General features: G+C 41.5%; 10 protein-coding genes. 9 read left to right on the forward strand and 1 reads right to left on the reverse strand.

The genetic code is table 11. From position 1 onward, the window contains the following. Window positions 1–22 precede the first annotated feature (22 nt). The 6 genes from ACESQI_RS17170 to xyl3A all read left to right on the forward strand — a co-directional run bounded on the left by ACESQI_RS17170 (window position 23) and on the right by xyl3A (window position 12,268). Complete coding sequence (locus ACESQI_RS17170; RefSeq protein WP_007487345.1) at window positions 23–2,029, forward strand: RagB/SusD family nutrient uptake outer membrane protein; 2,007 nt, start codon at window positions 23–25, stop codon at window positions 2,027–2,029. A gap of 30 nt (window positions 2,030–2,059) precedes the next feature. After that, window positions 2,060–3,025 carry a BT_3044 domain-containing protein gene (locus ACESQI_RS17175; protein ID WP_122201812.1) on the forward strand — a complete coding sequence of 322 codons (966 nt, stop codon included), beginning with the start codon at window positions 2,060–2,062 and terminating at the stop codon, window positions 3,023–3,025. Window positions 3,026–3,172: 147 nt separating this feature from the next. After that, window positions 3,173–5,452 carry a GH92 family glycosyl hydrolase gene (locus ACESQI_RS17180; RefSeq protein ID WP_320908651.1) on the forward strand — a complete coding sequence of 760 codons (2,280 nt, stop codon included), beginning with the start codon at window positions 3,173–3,175 and terminating at the stop codon, window positions 5,450–5,452. Window positions 5,453–5,461: 9 nt separating this feature from the next. Further along, window positions 5,462–6,856 (forward strand): glycosyl hydrolase family 30, encoded by a 1,395-nt coding sequence (locus ACESQI_RS17185; protein ID WP_025866964.1) that lies wholly within the window; start codon window positions 5,462–5,464, stop codon window positions 6,854–6,856. Between the two features lie 23 nt (window positions 6,857–6,879). Continuing rightward, window positions 6,880–9,447 carry a glycoside hydrolase family 3 protein gene (locus ACESQI_RS17190; protein ID WP_195660963.1) on the forward strand — a complete coding sequence of 856 codons (2,568 nt, stop codon included), beginning with the start codon at window positions 6,880–6,882 and terminating at the stop codon, window positions 9,445–9,447. Between the two features lie 232 nt (window positions 9,448–9,679). Then, window positions 9,680–12,268, forward strand: coding sequence for a xylan 1,4-beta-xylosidase (gene xyl3A, locus ACESQI_RS17195; protein ID WP_373126606.1), 2,589 nt, complete (start codon window positions 9,680–9,682; stop codon window positions 12,266–12,268). Window positions 12,269–12,302: 34 nt separating this feature from the next. Here the strand turns inward: xyl3A and ACESQI_RS17200 are convergent, their stop codons facing one another. After that, on the reverse strand, window positions 12,303–14,117 hold the full coding sequence (locus ACESQI_RS17200; protein ID WP_373126597.1) for a hypothetical protein: 1,815 nt from the start codon (window positions 14,115–14,117) through the stop codon (window positions 12,303–12,305). An 850-nt stretch (window positions 14,118–14,967) separates the two neighbouring features. Between ACESQI_RS17200 and ACESQI_RS17205 the strand changes: the two genes are divergently transcribed. The 3 genes from ACESQI_RS17205 (at window position 14,968) to ftcD (ending at window position 18,602) form a co-directional block, all read left to right on the forward strand. Next, window positions 14,968–15,600: a DUF6563 family protein gene (locus tag ACESQI_RS17205; protein WP_002558038.1), complete on the forward strand. Its 633-nt coding sequence runs from the start codon at window positions 14,968–14,970 to the stop codon at window positions 15,598–15,600. A 114-nt stretch (window positions 15,601–15,714) separates the two neighbouring features. Beyond that, window positions 15,715–17,703: a urocanate hydratase gene (locus tag ACESQI_RS17210; protein WP_002558037.1), complete on the forward strand. Its 1,989-nt coding sequence runs from the start codon at window positions 15,715–15,717 to the stop codon at window positions 17,701–17,703. Continuing rightward, on the forward strand, window positions 17,700–18,602 hold the full coding sequence (gene ftcD / locus ACESQI_RS17215) for a glutamate formimidoyltransferase (RefSeq protein WP_195660965.1): 903 nt from the start codon (window positions 17,700–17,702) through the stop codon (window positions 18,600–18,602). The genes ACESQI_RS17210 and ftcD overlap by 4 nt, the downstream gene beginning before the upstream one ends. The last annotated feature ends 41 nt before the right edge of the window (window positions 18,603–18,643 follow it).

The raw sequence follows: 18,643 nt of genomic DNA on the forward strand, positions 1-18,643 counted from the left end.
TTCTGATTTAATTTGAATGAGTATGAAATTCATAAATAAGAGTGTGTTATTAATTTCGTGTTTAACATTGGGATTAATGAGCTCATGTGATTTTTTGAGTGTTGATAAGTATTTTGACGATACATTAAAATATGATTCGGTATTCTCTAATAAGAGGAATCTGGAAAAATATTTGTGGGGAGCAGCTGGAGAATTGCCGGACGAGAGTAAGATTTTCGGGAACGATGCTACTCCTGGTATTACGGCGGCCGATGATATTTTTACATTGATGGATCCTGGACTGTTTCATGGGAAAGCTCTGACACTGGGGCAGGTTTCTGCTGCCGATACTAAAGGTCTTGGTGTTTGGGGGACGTGCTATAAAGTGATTCGTAAAGCCAATCTGATAATGAGTAGGATGAACGAATGCAAGGATATCACTCCGTTAGAAAAACAGGAATTATTGGGATATGCTCATTTTTTGCGTGGATATGCTTATTACCATATTCTGATGAACTATGGACCGGTTATAATAATAGGAGATGAGCCTTTGGATACGAATGCAGATGCTGAATATTATGATCGTGCGCGTGCTACTTATGATGAATCAGTGGAGTATATTTGCTCTGAATTGGAAATGGCAGCCAAATATATATCATCTGATGTACCCATTTTGAATTTTGGCCGTCCGTCTAAAGGGGCTGCTTATGCGATTATTGCCCGTATACGTTTACAGGCTGCCAGCCCGGCATTTAATGGAGGTGCAGCGGCCTATCGTTATTTTGGAGATTGGAAGCGTGGTACAGATGGGGTACAGTATATTTCTCAGACTTATGATGAAAGAAAGTGGGCTGTAGCGGCAGCGGCTGCCAAACGAGTGATGGAAATGGATGGTGGACAACGTTATACATTGCATACGGTAGTTGCTTTGTCTAATGGGGCATATATAACTCCGCCATTGCCGGTGGGTGTACCTTCTGATCCTTTTCCGAATGGAGCTGGTGGGATTGACCCTTTGAAATCTTATGCGGATATGTTCAATGGAGAAACTTATCCAACTCAGAACAAAGAATTTATCTGGGCCCGGAATTCCGGAGATGTGGCAGAATTCACACGTCAGTCTTTTCCGATAAATATGGGTGGCTACAATGGTATGTGCTTAACGCAGAAACTTATTGATGCATATAAAACGCGTAATGGAAAAACAATTCAGGAAGCGAGTCCCGATGAATATTCAGAAGAAGGCCAAACCAAAAAGGTAGAGACATTCTCTGCCTATCGTCTGAATAGAGATACGTATAATATGTATGCTAATCGTGAAATGCGATTCTATGCCTGCGTTGGATTTAGTGGGTGTTTCTGGCCGGCTACTTCATCTAACTCCACAGATAAGAAGAATGTAACGGTTACATATTATAAAGGAGGTTCTGCTGGAATGGACGCTGCTTCCGGAGAAGATGCAAAAGTAAACTATGCTGTGACCGGATATGTGTTGAAAAAATATATTAATCCATTTGACAGTTGGGCTGACGGGGGAACCCGGGTGAGTAAAGCGTTTCCTATTATTCGTTATGCTGAAATTCTTTTGTCTTATGCAGAAGCTGTTAATCATTTGAATAGTACGCACTCAATAACGATGGAAAGTGGTGAGACCTATCAACTGTCAAGAGCCGGTAACCTTCAAGATATGATTAGTGCTTTTAATCAGATTCGTTATAGAGCCGGTTTACCGGGCTTACGTCCACAAGATTATGTCACAGAAGAAAGTATGGATAAACAGATCGTGACAGAACGATTGGTGGAGTTCTTGGCTGAAGGACGACGTTTTTATGATATTCGTCGTTGGGGAATTTATGAGGAGGAAGAAAATAAACCGATTGAAGGAATGAATATAACAGGAGATCAATATGATTTCTATCAGCGTTCTGTTGTCACTCATGCCGATTACCGTAACCGTGTGGTTGATAGGAAGACCGTATTTTTACCTATTCCCCGGGATGAAATGAGAAAGGCCTCTAAACTGGACCAGAATCCGGGATGGGATGATTAATGTAAACAATATGAATAGAAGAATATTAATATGAAAGTAAGTCGTATATTATTGATAGCTGCTGTGACTGTTGGAATGACAGCATGTGACGAAGATGCACAATTTAACAAAGAATTGTACAAGAAAGTGATAAATGTCCTGAGCGTTGAAAATCTGACTTTTTCGGTGAATCACGATTTGAATCAGGAAGTGTCTACCGGATATATCAGTATTGGTTGCGGGGGAACGAAGCATATCGATCAGGATGTAACTGTAGAGCTGGAACCCGATAACGAGGCATTGGCTAAGTATAATAAGCTGAATTTTGATATTGATGAATCGAAATTTGCACACCTGCTTGATCCTGCCCGTTATGATATACCACTTATGAGTACAGTATTAAAAGCGGATAGTGAAGATAATTATAGTACCATACCGGTACATGTACGTCCGGAAGGATTATCGCCCGATTCTATCTATCTGATACCATTACGTATAAAGAGTGTATCGGCATATGAGATAAATCCGGATAAGCGTACCGTCTTATATCGTGTATTACTGAAAAATGATTATGCTTTCCAGTCGCCTGTAACGACTTACCAAACAAGAGGTCTGGAAGAACATTTCGATGCCGAGAAGGGTAAGGATATTCGTAAATCCTTCTCGTTAACCCGTTATGTGTTACCTTTGACAAAAAACTCTATTCGCTGTTTTGTTGGGCTGAATAGTTATGATGCTTCTAAATTAACGAAAGCGGACATCAGGAAGTATGCAATGTGTATCACGATAAATGAAGATGCTACTTTAACCATTACTCCGATGGGGACTGCTCAGATTGAAATGTTGGATAAGGCAGGAGAAAGTAATTATTATACGACTTATGAAAAGAATAATATTAAATATCAGGCATTTTATTTGAATTATCGCTATCGTTTGTTGAAAGATGGGAAAGACGGAAGCAATGGTGATGCCGATTATGATATTTGGTATACCATGGAAGAAACGATGATAAGGTAAAAGGGCTTGTTTTTTAGATAAATAAGGATTGTTTTCAGTGATTTTTTATTCAGGTCTCATGGGTGTAGAGATGCATAACAACAAATTGTTCCATGAGATCTGTTTTTCTATAGTAACACTTTTTAAAACACATGTAACTATTGATTTATGGTAAATATTGTACGTAAAATACTTATTGTATCCTTTTTTATGGGCCTGAACTCCGCTGTAGGATTGAAAGCCTCTTCTATCCAAGAACCGGTTGATTATGTAAATCCATACATGGGGAATATCAGTCATTTGTTGGTACCGACATATCCGATTGTACATTTGCCCAATAGTATGCTACGGGTTTATCCGCAAAGAGGTGATTATACTTCCGATAAAATTCATGGGCTTCCTCTGATACAGATCAGTCATCGGGGATCTTTTGCTTTTAACCTATCGCCTTTTCAGGGAAATGAGTCCGAACTATCCCGGGTGATTAATTTTGGCTATGACAATGAAGTCACAAAGCCTTATCATTACCAGGTAGATTTGTGCAACCAACAATTGCATGTTGAATTTGCTCCGTCCCGTCAATCTGCGATTTATCATTTTAATTATAAGAAAAATGAAACTCCTTATCTTATCCTGAATGCAGGAAATGGTGAATTGGAGGTTATTGGGAATGTTATTTCCGGTTATCAGAACATGTGGAATAACCTGCGGGTATATGTCTATATGGAAATGGATGTGAAACCGACAAAGATAGGCACACTCCAGTCCGATAAATGGGAAGTAGGTAAACAGAAAGCCAAAGGAGACAATACCTGTGTAGTGGTTGCGTGGGAAGCTGCTCCGATGTCTTTGAATGTTCGTTACGGTGTTTCCTATATTAGTGTAGAGCAAGCGAAGAAGAATTTGAGAAGAGAAATAAAGAACTACAAATTGAAAGATGTTGCAACCGCCGGACGCAAGATATGGAACGATGAGTTAGGTAAAATACAAGTCGCAGGTGGTACGCAGAATGATAAGTTTGTTTTTTACACCTCTTTATATCGTTGTCTGGAACGTCCGGTGAATATTAGTGAAGATGGATATTATTTTAGTGTATACGATAATAAAGTTCATGAAGATGCCGGGTACGATTATTATACAGACGATTGGATATGGGATAGCTATCGGGCTGCCCATCCTTTACGGATATTGATGGATCAAAAGAAACAGACGAATATAATACGTTCTTATTTGAGAATGTCGGAATTGAGTTCAGACCATTGGTTTCCCAACTTCCCTGAAGTGACAGGTGATTCCCGGCGAATGAATTGTAACCATGGAGTTGCCATTATTGCGGATGCCTGGTATAAAGGATTGCGTGATTTTAATCTACAAGAGGCATACGTTTATACTAAAGCGGGAATAGAAGAGAAGACATTGGCTCCATGGTCGAGTGCCCAATCAGGTTGGATAGATCAATTTTATAAAGAGAAAGGCTATATACCCTCTTTGATACCCGGAGAAAAAGAGACAGTACCTGAGGTTAACTCTTTTGAAAAACGTCAGTCGGTGGCTGTGACATTAGGAACGTCGTATGATCAATGGTGTTTGTCACGTATTGCTGCTGCTCTTGGACTAAAGACGGAAGCGGATTCTTATTTGTCATCTTCTTATAACTATCGGAATCTGTTTAATTCGAAAACTTTATTTTTTCATCCTAAAGATAAAGATGGCTATTTTATAGAACCATTTGATTATCGTTTTTCCGGAGGAATGGGCGCACGTGAGTATTATGGTGAGAACAACGGCTGGACTTATCGTTGGGATGTTCAACACAACTTTGCCGATTTAGTGCAGATGATGGGAGGAGCTGATGCTTTTGTTAATAACTTAGACGCGACCTTTAATGAATGGCTGGGCAAACCTAAGTATGAATTTTATTCTCAACTACCCGATCACACCGGAAATGTGGGACAATTTTCGATGGCTAATGAGCCTTCTTTACATATTCCTTATCTATATAATTATGCACAAGCTCCCTGGAAGACACAAAAGCGGATACGTTCGCTGATTCATCAGTGGTTTAGAAATGACCTGATGGGAGTTCCCGGAGATGAGGACGGTGGCGGACTGTCTTCTTTTGTTGTTTTCTCAATGATGGGTTTTTATCCGGTCACTCCGGGACTACCGGTATATAATATTGGAAGTCCGTTCTTCTCTTCCGTTAAATTAAAGCTATGTAGTGGAAGTGTTTTGGAAATCGTTGCCCGTAATTGCTCGGTTGACAATAAATATATTCAGTCCGCTAAACTTAATGGTAAAGTATGGTCTAAGCCTTGGTTTAGCCACGAAGATATAATGAATGGAGGCAAACTGGAATTTATAATGGGAAACCAGTGTAATCCGGAATGGGGATCAGGTGTAAATGACGCTCCTCCTTCACTTGAGGATACATGTATTAATGATTAATTTAACTATATGAAGATTAGAACCTTATTTTTATCATTCTTTTTAGTGTACAGTTGTTTGGCATTGAATGCGCAAAGGGCTGAGATTTATACCACTTCAGAACAATTACCATGGCAAAAGACTCGTATTAAAGTTCAGAAGTATGCTGAATCGAATGCGGATATTATCGTTTCTGAGTTTCAGGAACAGGTTATAGATGGCTTTGGAGGATGTTTCAATGAGTTGGGATGGGACGCTTTGACTCTGTTGTCAGAAAAACAACGTAAAACTATTCTGGAAGAATTATTTGGGCCGGATGGAGTACGATATACTTTCTGCCGTTTACCAATCGGTGCGAATGACTATGCCCGTGATTGGTATAGTTTTAATGAATGTCCAGGTGACTTTGAGATGAAGAATTTTAGTATAGAACGTGATAAAACAGGATTGATTCCATATATAAAGGCGGCATTGGCTATTCAACCGGATTTAAAGCTATGGGCTTCACCGTGGAGCCCTCCGGTTTGGATGAAAACCACCCGGCACTATGCGACGGCTCCTGGCGATCATAATGATTTTACAAAGGAAAACGAAGTAGCAGGAGATCATTTTATTCAAAAACCGGAATATCTCAAAGCCTACACTCTCTATTTATCTAAGTTTATAAATGCTTATAAGGAGAATGGTATTGATATTTCTCTGCTACAGTTTCAGAATGAACCGTATACAAAGCATCAGTGGCCGAATTGTAGTTGGACACCCCAGGCTATGGCAAACTTTATAGGTAAATATCTGGGCCCTGTATTTAGCGAAAAACATCCGGATGTCGATTTATGGTTCGGTACGTTCAATTGTAACAAGATGGAAGACCTGAAGTGTGTAATGGAGAATGCCGATGCCTCTGAGTATATCCGTGGGATCGGTCTGCAATGGGAAGGAAAAGATGTTGTAGCCGATATTCACCGGGAATATCCTACTATGAAATTGATGCAAACAGAAAACGAATGTGGCAGTGGTACTTTCGATTGGGCGGCTGCGGAACATACTTTTGATTTGCTGAAAATCTATTTAAATGGCGGTGTCAATTCTTATATGTACTGGAATATGGTGTTGGCGGATGATGGAGCCAGTTCCTGGGGCTGGAAACAAAATACGATGATTCGTATTGATTCGCAGACGAAAGAGGTGATTTATACGCCGGAATTTTATCTGATGAAGCATTTAAGTCATTTTGTAAGAAGAGGAGCCTGTAAACTGAAAGTCTTGAATGGTGATGATGTACTGGCATTCAAAAACCTTGATAATCAGATTGTCATCCTTTGCGCTAATAAGGATAAGAAAGAACGGGAAGTACGGATAGCTTGTAAAGGCTATGTGATAAATATTAAACTGGCTCCCAAAACATTTAATACGATAACCCTTTAATTATTAAACAATAAATTTGCATAATGAAGATTCTGAAATTAATAGGATGCTCGATTCCATTGTTAGTGTTCTCTCTGTCCGGACAGGCACAGAACAAGACTGAGTTGTTTCGTGACATGACCGCTCCTCAGCATGAGCGTATTTTAGATTTGCTTAATAGATTGACGGTGGAAGAAAAGGTCTCTCTGTTGGTGAACGACGCAAGGGAAATTCCCCGTCTTAACATAGATAAATATAATCATGGCAATGAAGCCTTACACGGAGTAGTTCGTCCGGGTGAGTTTACAGTGTTTCCTCAGGCTATAGGCTTGGCTGCTACCTGGAATCCTAATCTTATTTTTCGGGTATCCACTGCTATTTCGGATGAAGCACGAGGACGTTGGAAAGAGTTGGATTATGGAAAGAAACAGATTGCTGGTGGCAGTGATCTGCTTACGTTCTGGTCACCTACAGTAAATATGGCCCGTGACCCTCGTTGGGGGAGAACTCCTGAAACTTATGGGGAAGATCCCTTCCTCTCCGGAAGGATTGGTTGTGAGTTTGTCAAAGGTTTGCAAGGAGATAATCCCCGTTATTTGAAAACAGTCTCTACTCCGAAACACTTTGCTGCTAATAATGAAGAGCATAATCGTTCAAGTTGTAATGCCAGAATGTCTGAACGTGATTTACGTGAATACTACTTGCCTGCTTTTGAGCGTTGTATCGTTGATGGTAAGGCACAATCCATCATGATGGCTTATAATGCTGTAAACGATGTGCCTTGTACAGTCAACACTTATCTGATCAAGAAAGTATTGCGTGGTGACTGGAACTTTAACGGTTATATTGTTTCGGACTGTAGTGCCCCCGAATGGATGGTGACAAAACATAAATATGTGAAAAATCTGGAAGCAGCTGCTACATTGGCTCTCAAAGCCGGACTTGATCTGGAGTGTGGAGATCGTGTGTATACGGCTCCATTGCTGAAGGCATACAACGAATACATGGTCAGCGAAGCGGAAATAGACTCTGCTGCTTATCATATTTTACGTGGAAGGATGCTTTTAGGGCTTTTTGATGATCCGTCGCAGAATCCTTATAATAAAATAGAACCCTCTGTCATAGGTTGTAAAGAACATCAGGAATTGGCTTTAGAAACAGCTCGCCAAAGTATGGTTCTTCTAAAGAATCAGAAGAATTTCCTGCCTTTAAACCGGAAAAAGATAAGATCCATTGCCGTAGTAGGTATCAGTGCTGCCCATTGTGAATTCGGGGATTATAGTGGTAATCCTAAAAATACTCCGGTTTCTGTACTTGATGGCATTAAGAAATATGCCGAGAATGCAAATATAAAGGTAGTACATGCCCCTTGGGTATCCAGTGGTACTGATTTTGATCCCATCTCCAAGGGCTTTTTCCCAAATGGCCTGAAAGCAGAATATTTCGATAACAGCGATCTGCAAGGTACACCTTCTGTACGTATGGAAGAAGAGTTACTTTATGATCCTGTTCACCGTCCTGATCGATTTCAACCTGAAGCTCCTATGTCTATTCGTTGGACAGGGACTTTAAAGCCGGTTGTATCGGGTGATTATACCTTAGGGTTGAAAACAGACGATGGTTGCCGCTTGTTTTTAGATGGTAAGAAACTAATAGATTCCTGGACAGAGAGAAGTGCCCAGATGGATCAAGTCGTAGTGAAGCTGGAAGCCGGTAAAACGTATGATTTAAGAGTGGAATATTTTGATGGTGGTGGTGACTGTTTCGCACGCCTTTACTGGAAAGCACCGGTTACAGATCAGACCAACCGTTTAGCATTGTTTGGAGATGCTGGAAAAGTAGCAAAGGAATGTGACGTGACAGTAGCGGTACTGGGTATTAATAAATCTATTGAAAGAGAAGGGCAGGATCGTTATTCGCTTGAGTTACCTATTGATCAGCAAGAGTTTATTAAAGAGCTTTATAAAGTAAATCCAAATACGGTTGTAGTGTTGGTTGCCGGGAGTTCTATGGCCATTAATTGGATGGACGAAAATGTTCCGGCTATACTGAACGCATGGTATCCCGGTGAACAGGGAGGTAATGCAGTGGCCGAAGTTCTGTTTGGTGATTATAATCCGGGTGGACGTCTTCCATTGACCTATTACAACTCGTTGGATGAACTTCCTGCGTTTGATGATTATTCTGTGAAGAACAGGACCTATCAATATTTTGAGGGAAAACCTTTGTATGAGTTTGGCTACGGATTGAGTTATACGAATTTTAAATATAAGAAAAAGAGTATTACGCAGTCAAATGATACGGTTGACATTACATTCAATCTCTCCAATGTAGGAAAGTACGATGGTGATGAGGTAGCTCAGGTATATGTCCGTTATCCGGAAACGGGGACATACATGCCGTTAAAGCAACTGAAAGGTTTCTCCAGAGTACATTTAAAGAAAGGAAAATCTGCAGATATTACTATTTCTATACCTAAAAAGGAGTTACGTTATTGGGATGAGAAGACCCGTCAGTTTGTGACTCCCACAGGTGAGTATGTTTTTCAGGTGGGTGGTTCTTCTGAGAATATTAGCATTGAGGAAACTATTAAGATAAGTACTGTATCCTAATTAAATGATCGTATCATTGAAACGCAGATTATTGCAAATTTACGTAAAGAATATCGTTCCTTAAGTGCAGCAAGCCATCTAATCTGCGAAAATCTGCGATCATTTGCGTTTCAATAAAACACTGGCATAGTATGAATTAAATTTGAAGTACCACTTAATAAAATAGATAATTCAATAGGTAGTTATTACTGATAGACTTGTGCAGGAATAAAAATAAATAAAAAGGAATATGATGAAACAGCTTATTATCACTTTATGCTTGAGTACAGCTACTCTGGTTGGTATGGCACAAAATGAGCCTTACAGGAATCCCAATCTCTCTCCGGAAGAGCGTGCCGAAGATTTGTTAGGGCGGCTAACCTTAAAAGAAAAGGTAACTCTGATGCAAAATGAATCTTTCCCGATAGAGCGTTTGGGTATAGCTCACTACGATTGGTGGAATGAAGCGTTACACGGTGTGGCTCGTGCCGGAATTGCTACTGTTTTCCCAATTACTATGGGGATGGCATCATCGTTTGATGACAAAGCTATAGAGGATATATTCACAGCAGTCAGCGATGAGGCTCGTGCCAAGTATCACGATGCACATCGGCAAGGTCGGAGAGGCGTGCGTTGCGAAGGCCTGACTTTTTGGACTCCAAATATAAATATCTTTCGTGATCCGCGCTGGGGACGTGGTCAGGAGACCTATGGAGAAGATCCCTATTTGACAAGTCGTATGGGAGTGGCAGTAGTAAAAGGTTTGCAAGGGCCGGCCGATGCCAAGTACGATAAACTTCACGCTTGTGCCAAGCACTATGCAGTGCATAGCGGGCCGGAAGCTAAACGCCACTCCTTCAATGCTGAGAATATTTCTCCCCGTGATTTGTGGGAAACCTATTTACCGGCTTTTAAAACATTGGTACAAGAAGCTGATGTGAAAGAGGTAATGTGTGCTTACAACCGGTTTGAGGGCGATCCTTGCTGTGGAAGTAATCGACTGCTGACTCAGATTTTGCGTGACGATTGGGGATATAAGCATGTGGTGGTGAGTGATTGCGGAGCTATCAGTGACTTTTTCTATAGTGATCGCCATGCTACCCACAAGAACGCGGCCGATGCCAGTGCGGCAGCTGTGCTCAGTGGAACGGATTTGGAGTGTGGCATTGAATACGCTCACCTGGACAAGGCGGTAAAAGAGGGGCTTATCTCTGAAGAGAGAATCAACACCAGCTTGTTTCGTCTGTTGAAAGCCCGTTTTGAATTAGGAGAGATGGACGATGATGCTTTGGTTCCTTGGAGTAAGATTAGTATCGATACGGTAGATTGTCAGATGCACAAGCAAATGGCTTTGGATATTACCCGCAAATCGATGGTATTGCTACACAACAATGGGGTATTGCCATTGGGTAAAACCGGTGCTCGTATAGCCGTAATGGGACCTAATGCAAACGATTCAGTCATGCAATGGGGAAATTATGAAGGGACTCCATCTCACACGGTGACTGTTCTTGAAGGAATCCGTAATAAAATAGGTAATGTTATTTACGAGAAAGGATGTGAGTTACTCACGAACCAAGTATTCGATTCTTATTTCAGCGAAATATCTAACAACGGTAAACCTGGCTTTACCGGTACTTATTGGAATAATCTGGATTTGAAAGGTGAAGTGGCAGCTATACAGCAAGTCAGCACTCCTTTCAACTTCAATAATGGAGGTAATACGGTTTATGCTCCGGGAGTGAACCTTTACAACTTTACTGCTTCGTATGAGGGAACTTTCCGTCCGAAGAGTAATGGTGATTATACATTGGTTATTGAAGGTGATGATGGCTATCGTGTATACGTGAATGGACAAGAGGTCATTAACTATTGGGGTACACATGCCAGCGCTAAAAGGGAATATACCCTGAAAGCTGCTGCCGGGAAAGAGTATAAGATCAAGATAGAATATATGCAGGCTGGTGCTGAGGCTGTATTGCGTTTCGACTTGGGTATCTATCGTCAGATTGCTCCCGAAGCAGTAGCCGAAAGAGTGAAGGAGGCGGATGTTGTGATTTTTGTTGGTGGTATTTCTCCTAATCTCGAAGGTGAAGAGAAGAACTTTGTGAATTGTCCCGGCTTCGTTGGTGGTGATCGGACTTCAATCGAACTGCCGGAAGTACAGCGTAACATTCTGAAGGCATTGAAGAAAGCTGGTAAGAAAGTGATCTTTGTCAATTGTTCCGGTTCGGCAATGGCATTGGTGCCCGAAACTCAATCATGTGATGCCATATTGCAAGCATGGTATCCCGGTCAGGCTGGCGGAACAGCAGTCGCTGATATTATATTTGGTGATTATAATCCGAGTGGTAAATTACCTGTTACTTTCTATAAAAACACAGAGCAGTTACCCGATTTTGAAGATTACAGTATGAAAGGACGCACTTATCGGTATATGACAGAGAGTCCCTTATTTCCCTTTGGTTATGGATTGAGTTATACAACATTCCAATTTTCAAAAGCCGGATTAAATAAACGGGTGGCTACTATCAATCAGCCGGTGCAATTTAAAGTTAATGTAAAGAATACAGGTAAACGCGATGGAACTGAGGTAGTACAGATTTATATTCGTAAAGCGGACGATAAGGAGGGGCCGGTGAAAAGCCTTCGGGCGTTCCGTCCGGTAACCTTGAAAGCGGGTAAGTCTACTACAGTCAACATCACACTTTCACCGGATACTTTTGAATTTTTTGATCCCGAAACTAATACCATGCGTATTGTACCGGGAGACTATGAAATTATGTATGGTAACAGTTCGAATACTTTTCCGGAAAATAAGCTGAGTCTTCAGTTGAAATGAAAAGAGTTAGTTGAAGAATCGCAGGAAATGGGGATTAGTCGTCTATGACGGCAATCCCCATTTTTTTCATTAAGAAGCAAGCATTCATATTCTGTGCTACTCCGTTCTTCATTTGATAAGAGAAAGTAAGCTCATTGTTGGTGATCTCTGCTTCAAAACAATAGTTGCGGATATCTTCGGGGAAGAGATTAATAAGTGTCCCCAACATAAGGTCGTGTGTGGCTATGATGCCATTAGCCTGCAGTGCCATAAATTGCTTGATAAGGGCAAAAGAACCTTTTTGCTTATCGGTGGAGTTTGTTCCTTTCAATATTTCGTCAAGGATGATGAATAGCTCTTCACCTGCATTGAGCTTATCGATGATAAGTTTCAGACGTTTTAGTTCGGCAAAGAAATAAGATTCATTATCCGTAAGTGAATCGCTGGTGCGCAGACTGGTGATTAGGCGGGACGGATACAGTTTCATTCGTTTGGCCCATACAGGTGCACCTATGCAGGCTAATAGGTAATTGATTCCTACTGTACGCAGGTACGTACTTTTCCCTGCCATGTTAGCCCCTGTAATAATGATGAAGAAAGGACGTTTGGCGATGTCTATATCATTGCATACACACTTATCACGGTTCATGAGTGGATGTCCCAATGCTTCCGCTTCCATAGAGAAGGGAGTAGAAGTAATTTGTGGGTAGATATACTCCGGATGGTTGTAAGCGAAAGTAGCTAATGAACAATAAGCATCCATTTCTCCGATAGCTTTGAGCCAGGATGGGAGTTCGGAAGCATGCTTTTCTTTCCAGGCTTCTATCCGCATAATCTGTCGTAATTCCCAGAAAAGAGCACCGTTCAGAACGAAAGACATCAGCATATTATTACGTTGGTCAAGTGCATTCATTAAAGCAGTAAGTTTTTTAACAGCCTGTGAGGCGGTTTGTTTGTCACCACCTACAAGTTCCTTTATCTCCTGTAGTGCAGCACTGTGATATTCTTTTTCTTCAATGATATGAATGAGGCTGGCATAAGTAGCAAGTATCTGAAGCTTCTTTCCATAGAGTGCCTGCATCTTTGTTATTCCTCTTGAAAAGGCAAAGCTGAGAAGGAAGAAGCCAACAAAGATAATACCTGGTACTGTACCTGATACTATACCTGCTATGGCCAGTGTTATAAATATAATATTAATAGCAGGAACGATGAAAGGAAGTGCCCGAAGGATAGCATGATTCCTATAATAACTGGGACTGTCGGCCCATGCTTTTATTTCCTCTTCATCGGCAGATTTTCCTTTGTATAGCAGGCCGAGTATACGGAAACGCTGGCGCATCTTTAGTTCCGGGGCAAGTTCCCTTACAGCTTTCTGACGTTTTTCTATTTCAGCTTTATTTTCCAAATGGGTATTGAGCCAGGCAGCCAGCCGTTTTTTGCCTAAATCAGTTGAAGTACGGTTGATATACTGGAAAAGTGAACGTTCGCCAAACACATCGAGGTCATATGAATAGAGATGTGCCGGATTGATAAATTCTTCTCCGCTGTCAAAAGAAGAGCTGTCGTATTCTATAGCCTGAAGTTCTTGCCGGTTTATTTCTATTTTCTTTTCGAGATACTCTTTTTGATAGAACAAACGATTATGTAACTTTACCAGAAAAAGGAAAGGGACGAAAGTAAGGGCAACCACACCTGTGATAACAATCCATCCATTGTCCCAGAAATGAATAACTCCTGCAATGCCGGCTACGAATAATATTAGTCTTAAAGTGCCAATACGGTAGATCTGTTGCTTTGCTTTTCCGAGTTTCTGCTCTGCACTCTTAATGATATCCTGATAAGTATTGATAATATTCTTTAGCTGTTCCATATTATTTTATTTGTTTCTTACAAAAGTAGTATAATTAACAGGTAGCGTGTGTGGAGCTTGTTTTTGTCAATAGCAGATTTACTTTTTATTAACTAAAGCGGGCTGTTTCAGGAGAAAGTACCAATATTGACCAATAATGAGTGCTTCCCGCACGGGGAGATACTCACCACAGACAGAGTTATCGATCAGTAACGGAGATTATGGGCATATCTTTTCGGTGCCGGAAGTGTCCCTAAACGCCGCTGTTACCCTTGTCCGGTATTGTTTTCTGTCTTTCTCAGAAAGGAACGTTCTTTTTCCCGGTGCACAGCGTTGTTTTACATGTACATGTAAAGCTGCATGAGATGCACATGTCGTACTGCTCCACATGCACATGTCGTACTGTTTTACATGTACATGTAAAACAACGCTACACACCGAGGCACCATACATTACTCTACGAGTTGCGGCTTTATCGATATCGGAGAAAGAGATAAATGGTAATAACAGGCGCCATTTAGCACAAAACTGAACGGTTTTGAGTGTATTTCACCACAGTAGCACAGAGTACTATTTATCTGATAAAACGCGAATTAACACAGAACGCAGATTAGAAGACTGTAGTTCTTTGTCATACATTTGTTTCCCTTTGCGAAAATCTGCGATCATCTGCGTTTCAATAAAGATTTAAACTCTGTGGTGAGTTTTGCTAATGTCTATTCAAAATGGCCAACTACTGGTTTGCATTAACAATTAACACCCCAGTCAAGCTTTTCTTTCTTTTTTTAGAAATTTTCGACTGAAAAACTTGCTTCAATTCGTCAAATGATGTAACTTTCCAAACGATTAATGCTGTAGATAGGAGGTACTTATGAAAAAACTGTGGATTATTTGTTTACTGAGTATTGTGGGACTGCCTCTGGTTGCACAGAACATTGTTTATTCCAACCTGAAAGATTTACTGGCTCATGATGGCGATACAGTGACGGCTTTGAAAATAGAAAAGCGAACTAAAAATAATATTTCATTGTCCGGAGGAGCTGATTATAAGATCAGTGCTGATACTGACAAATCATTGTGCAAATATCTGAAGAAGCGTTGTTTTGCTGTACAAGAAGATACATCTCTTTATATCAATTGCAAGAAACTGCGTTATAAGCGCCTTCGTTTTGGTGGATGGTATGCTCCTGCCATGTGGGTAAATGGAAACATCTTTTTTAGTGCCATTCCAATTGGAGTCGTTGCAGCAAGTTCTTCGGTTACAATGGATGTCACATTGGGAGGAGTGGTCGGTGATGCCATAGCTGCTTCCAGTCTGGTTTCCAAGCGTGTATATTATGAGATTGATGCTACCACCGGGAAAATAGACTTTGTAGGACGAGATCGGATGTGTGCTTTGTTGGATTCCTATCCGGAATGGAAGGAAGCTTATCTGAACGAAAACAGTGAATCTGCCGAGACTACCGGAAAGTATCTTAGGTTACTTAAAACTGCAAAGAAATAATCTTTTTGATAATAAATGTCTTGAAATCTTTGTGATTTCCTTCCTTTTTCCTATCTTGCGAAGAGTTATCAAGCTGTAAATTATGACAGTTTGTAATCCTTAATCCTTGTTATTATGAAAATGACTCTCTGCAACACTTTACCTGCCTATCCAAATTTTGTAGAAGGTATACGGCGGGCACCGGATCGTGGTTATACGCTTACTCCGGCGCAGACAGCTACTGCTTTGAAGAATGCCTTGCGCTACATTCCTACAGAATTTCATGAACAACTGGCTCCTGAATTTATGGAGGAGCTCCGTACGCGTGGAAGAATTTATGGTTATCGTTTCCGTCCCGAAGGCGACTTGAAAGCTAAATCTATTGATGAATACCGGGGCAAATGCATCGAAGGTAAAGCTTTCCAGGTGATGATTGATAATAATCTTTGCTTTGACATTGCCCTCTATCCTTATGAACTTGTTACTTATGGCGAGACCGGACAAGTGTGTCAGAACTGGATGCAATATCGCCTTATTAAACAGTATCTTGAAGAACTGACTCAGGACCAAACTCTTGTAGTAGAATCAGGGCATCCGCTGGGGCTTTTCCGTTCACGTCCTGATGCTCCCCGGGTAATTATTACCAATGCGATGATGGTAGGGCAGTTTGATAATCAGCATGATTGGCATGTGGCTATGCAAATGGGAGTGGCCAATTATGGCCAGATGACTGCCGGTGGCTGGATGTATATCGGACCACAAGGGATTGTACATGGTACCTTTAACACTTTGTTGAATGCCGGTCGTATGAAACTTGGTATTCCTCAGGATAAGGATTTGCGGGGGCATCTGTTTGTGTCTTCCGGTTTGGGAGGTATGAGTGGTGCTCAGCCCAAGGCAGCAGAGATTGCTGGTGCAGCTTGTATTGTGGCCGAGGTAGATGCTTCCCGTATTGAAACCCGGTATGAGCAAGGGTGGGTAGGGCATGTGACAGATAATATGGGTGAAGCTTACCGTATGGCATGGGAAGCCATGCAACAGGATGAACCTTGTTCTGTGGCCTATCATGGTAATGTAGTCGACCTTTTGGAATATGCCGAAAGAGAAAATATACCTATTGAGTTACTTTCCGATCAGACCTCTTGTCATGCTGTTTATGAAGGTGGTTATTGCCCGGCCGGACTAACATTTGAGGAACGGACGCGTCTCTTACATGAATCTCCCGAAAAGTTTCGCTCTTTGGTAGATATTTCGCTCCGCCGTCATTTCGAAGTGATCAAAAAACTGGTAGCCCGTGGCACCTACTTTTTTGATTATGGAAACTCTTTCATGAAAGCTATTTATGATGCCGGGGTTCGGGAGATTTCGCGTAATGGGGTGGATGAGAAAGATGGTTTTATCTGGCCCAGTTATGTAGAAGATATCATGGGGCCGGAGTTGTTTGATTACGGTTATGGTCCTTTCCGTTGGGTGTGCCTGAGTGGCAAACATGAAGACTTGATAAAGACTGACCGTGCTGCAATGGAGTGCATTGATGTGAATCGTCGCGGTCAGGACCTGGATAATTATAACTGGATACGTGATGCCGAAAAGAACCGTTTGGTAGTCGGTACACAGGCACGTATCCTTTATCAGGATGCGTTAGGGAGAATGAAGATAGCACTCCGTTTCAATGAAATGGTACGTCGGGGTGAAGTGGGGCCTATTATGCTGGGGCGTGATCATCATGATGTCAGTGGGACCGATTCACCTTTTCGTGAAACCTCTAATATAAAAGATGGTAGTAATGTAATGGCAGACATGGCCGTACAGTGTTTTGCGGGTAATTGTGCCCGGGGTATGAGTCTTGTCGCGTTGCACAATGGAGGTGGTGTGGGTATTGGAAAAGCGATAAACGGAGGTTTTGGTATGGTGTGCGATGGCAGTGAACGGGTGGATGAGATATTACGTTCGGCAATGCTTTGGGATGTGATGGGCGGTGTGGCTCGTCGCTCATGGGCACGCAATGAACACGCTATGGAAACAAGTGAAACGTTTAACAAGACACATGGAGAGAACTATCATATAACGATGCCTTATGTTGCAGATGAAAAACTGATTAATAAATTAATAACCGAACTATGAGCTGGAATAAAATCATTGAGTGCGTCCCTAACTTTAGCGAAGGACGCGATTTAGAGAAAATAGATAAAATTATATCCCCTTTCCGTGCACGTGCCGGAGTAAAGCTGCTCGATTATAGTAATGATGAAGATCATAACCGTCTGGTGGTGACTCTTGTCGGAGAGCCGGAGGCATTGCGTGATGCCATCATAGAGGCAGTTGGAGTGGCTGTCGCATTGATTGATCTGAACTATCATACAGGGCAACATCCTCGCATGGGAGTAGTAGATGTCATTCCTTTTATTCCGATAAAGAATACAACGATGGATGAGGCTGTTGCACTTTCCAAAGAAGTGGGGGCAAAGGTGGCAGAACTTTATGGGCTTCCTGTCTTCCTATATGAGAAATCGGCTTCTGCCCCTCATCGTGAGAATCTGGCTGCTGTTCGCAAAGGTGAATTTGAAGGTATGGCAGCGAAGATAAAACTTCCCGAATGGACGCCTGATTTTGGTCCGGCCGAGCGACATCCAACAGCAGGAACTGTAGCTATTGGTGCACGTATGCCATTGGTAGCGTATAATATTAATCTGAGTACACCTAACCTGGAGATAGCTCATGATATTGCTAAAAAGATTCGTTTCATTGGTGGTGGACTTCGTTATTGTAAGGCAATGGGAGTCGAATTGAAGGACCGGGGGATCACACAAGTATCTATCAATATGACCGATTATACGAAGACTGCTCTTTATCGTGCTTTTGAGTTGGTACGTATCGAGGCCCGGCGTTATGGGGTGAGTATTGTTGGTAGTGAAATTATTGGTCTTGTTCCGATGGAGGCATTGATTGATACTGCTTCTTATTATCTCGGTTTGGAGAACTTCTCTATGCAACAAGTACTTGAAGCACGAATTATGGAATGATATATGGAACGTAGATTAAGGGTCGTTTACGTTCTAAAATA

Source organism: Bacteroides sp. HPS0048, assembly GCF_964240755.1.
Lineage (GTDB): Bacteria > Bacteroidota > Bacteroidia > Bacteroidales > Bacteroidaceae > Bacteroides > Bacteroides nordii.

What these genes read in the sequence shown, in the direction of transcription:
- ACESQI_RS17210 (WP_002558037.1), top strand. Translation starts at nt 15,715, where the DNA reads ATGAAAATGACTCTCTGCAACACTTTACCTGCCTATCCAAATTTTGTA.
- ACESQI_RS17190 (WP_195660963.1), top strand. Translation starts at nt 6,880, where the DNA reads ATGAAGATTCTGAAATTAATAGGATGCTCGATTCCATTGTTAGTGTTC.
- xyl3A (WP_373126606.1), top strand. Translation starts at nt 9,680, where the DNA reads ATGAAACAGCTTATTATCACTTTATGCTTGAGTACAGCTACTCTGGTT.
- ACESQI_RS17185 (WP_025866964.1), top strand. Translation starts at nt 5,462, where the DNA reads ATGAAGATTAGAACCTTATTTTTATCATTCTTTTTAGTGTACAGTTGT.
- ACESQI_RS17200 (WP_373126597.1), bottom strand. Translation starts at nt 14,117, where the DNA reads ATGGAACAGCTAAAGAATATTATCAATACTTATCAGGATATCATTAAG.
- ACESQI_RS17180 (WP_320908651.1), top strand. Translation starts at nt 3,173, where the DNA reads ATGGTAAATATTGTACGTAAAATACTTATTGTATCCTTTTTTATGGGC.
- ACESQI_RS17205 (WP_002558038.1), top strand. Translation starts at nt 14,968, where the DNA reads ATGAAAAAACTGTGGATTATTTGTTTACTGAGTATTGTGGGACTGCCT.
- ACESQI_RS17175 (WP_122201812.1), top strand. Translation starts at nt 2,060, where the DNA reads ATGAAAGTAAGTCGTATATTATTGATAGCTGCTGTGACTGTTGGAATG.
- ftcD (WP_195660965.1), top strand. Translation starts at nt 17,700, where the DNA reads ATGAGCTGGAATAAAATCATTGAGTGCGTCCCTAACTTTAGCGAAGGA.
- ACESQI_RS17170 (WP_007487345.1), top strand. Translation starts at nt 23, where the DNA reads ATGAAATTCATAAATAAGAGTGTGTTATTAATTTCGTGTTTAACATTG.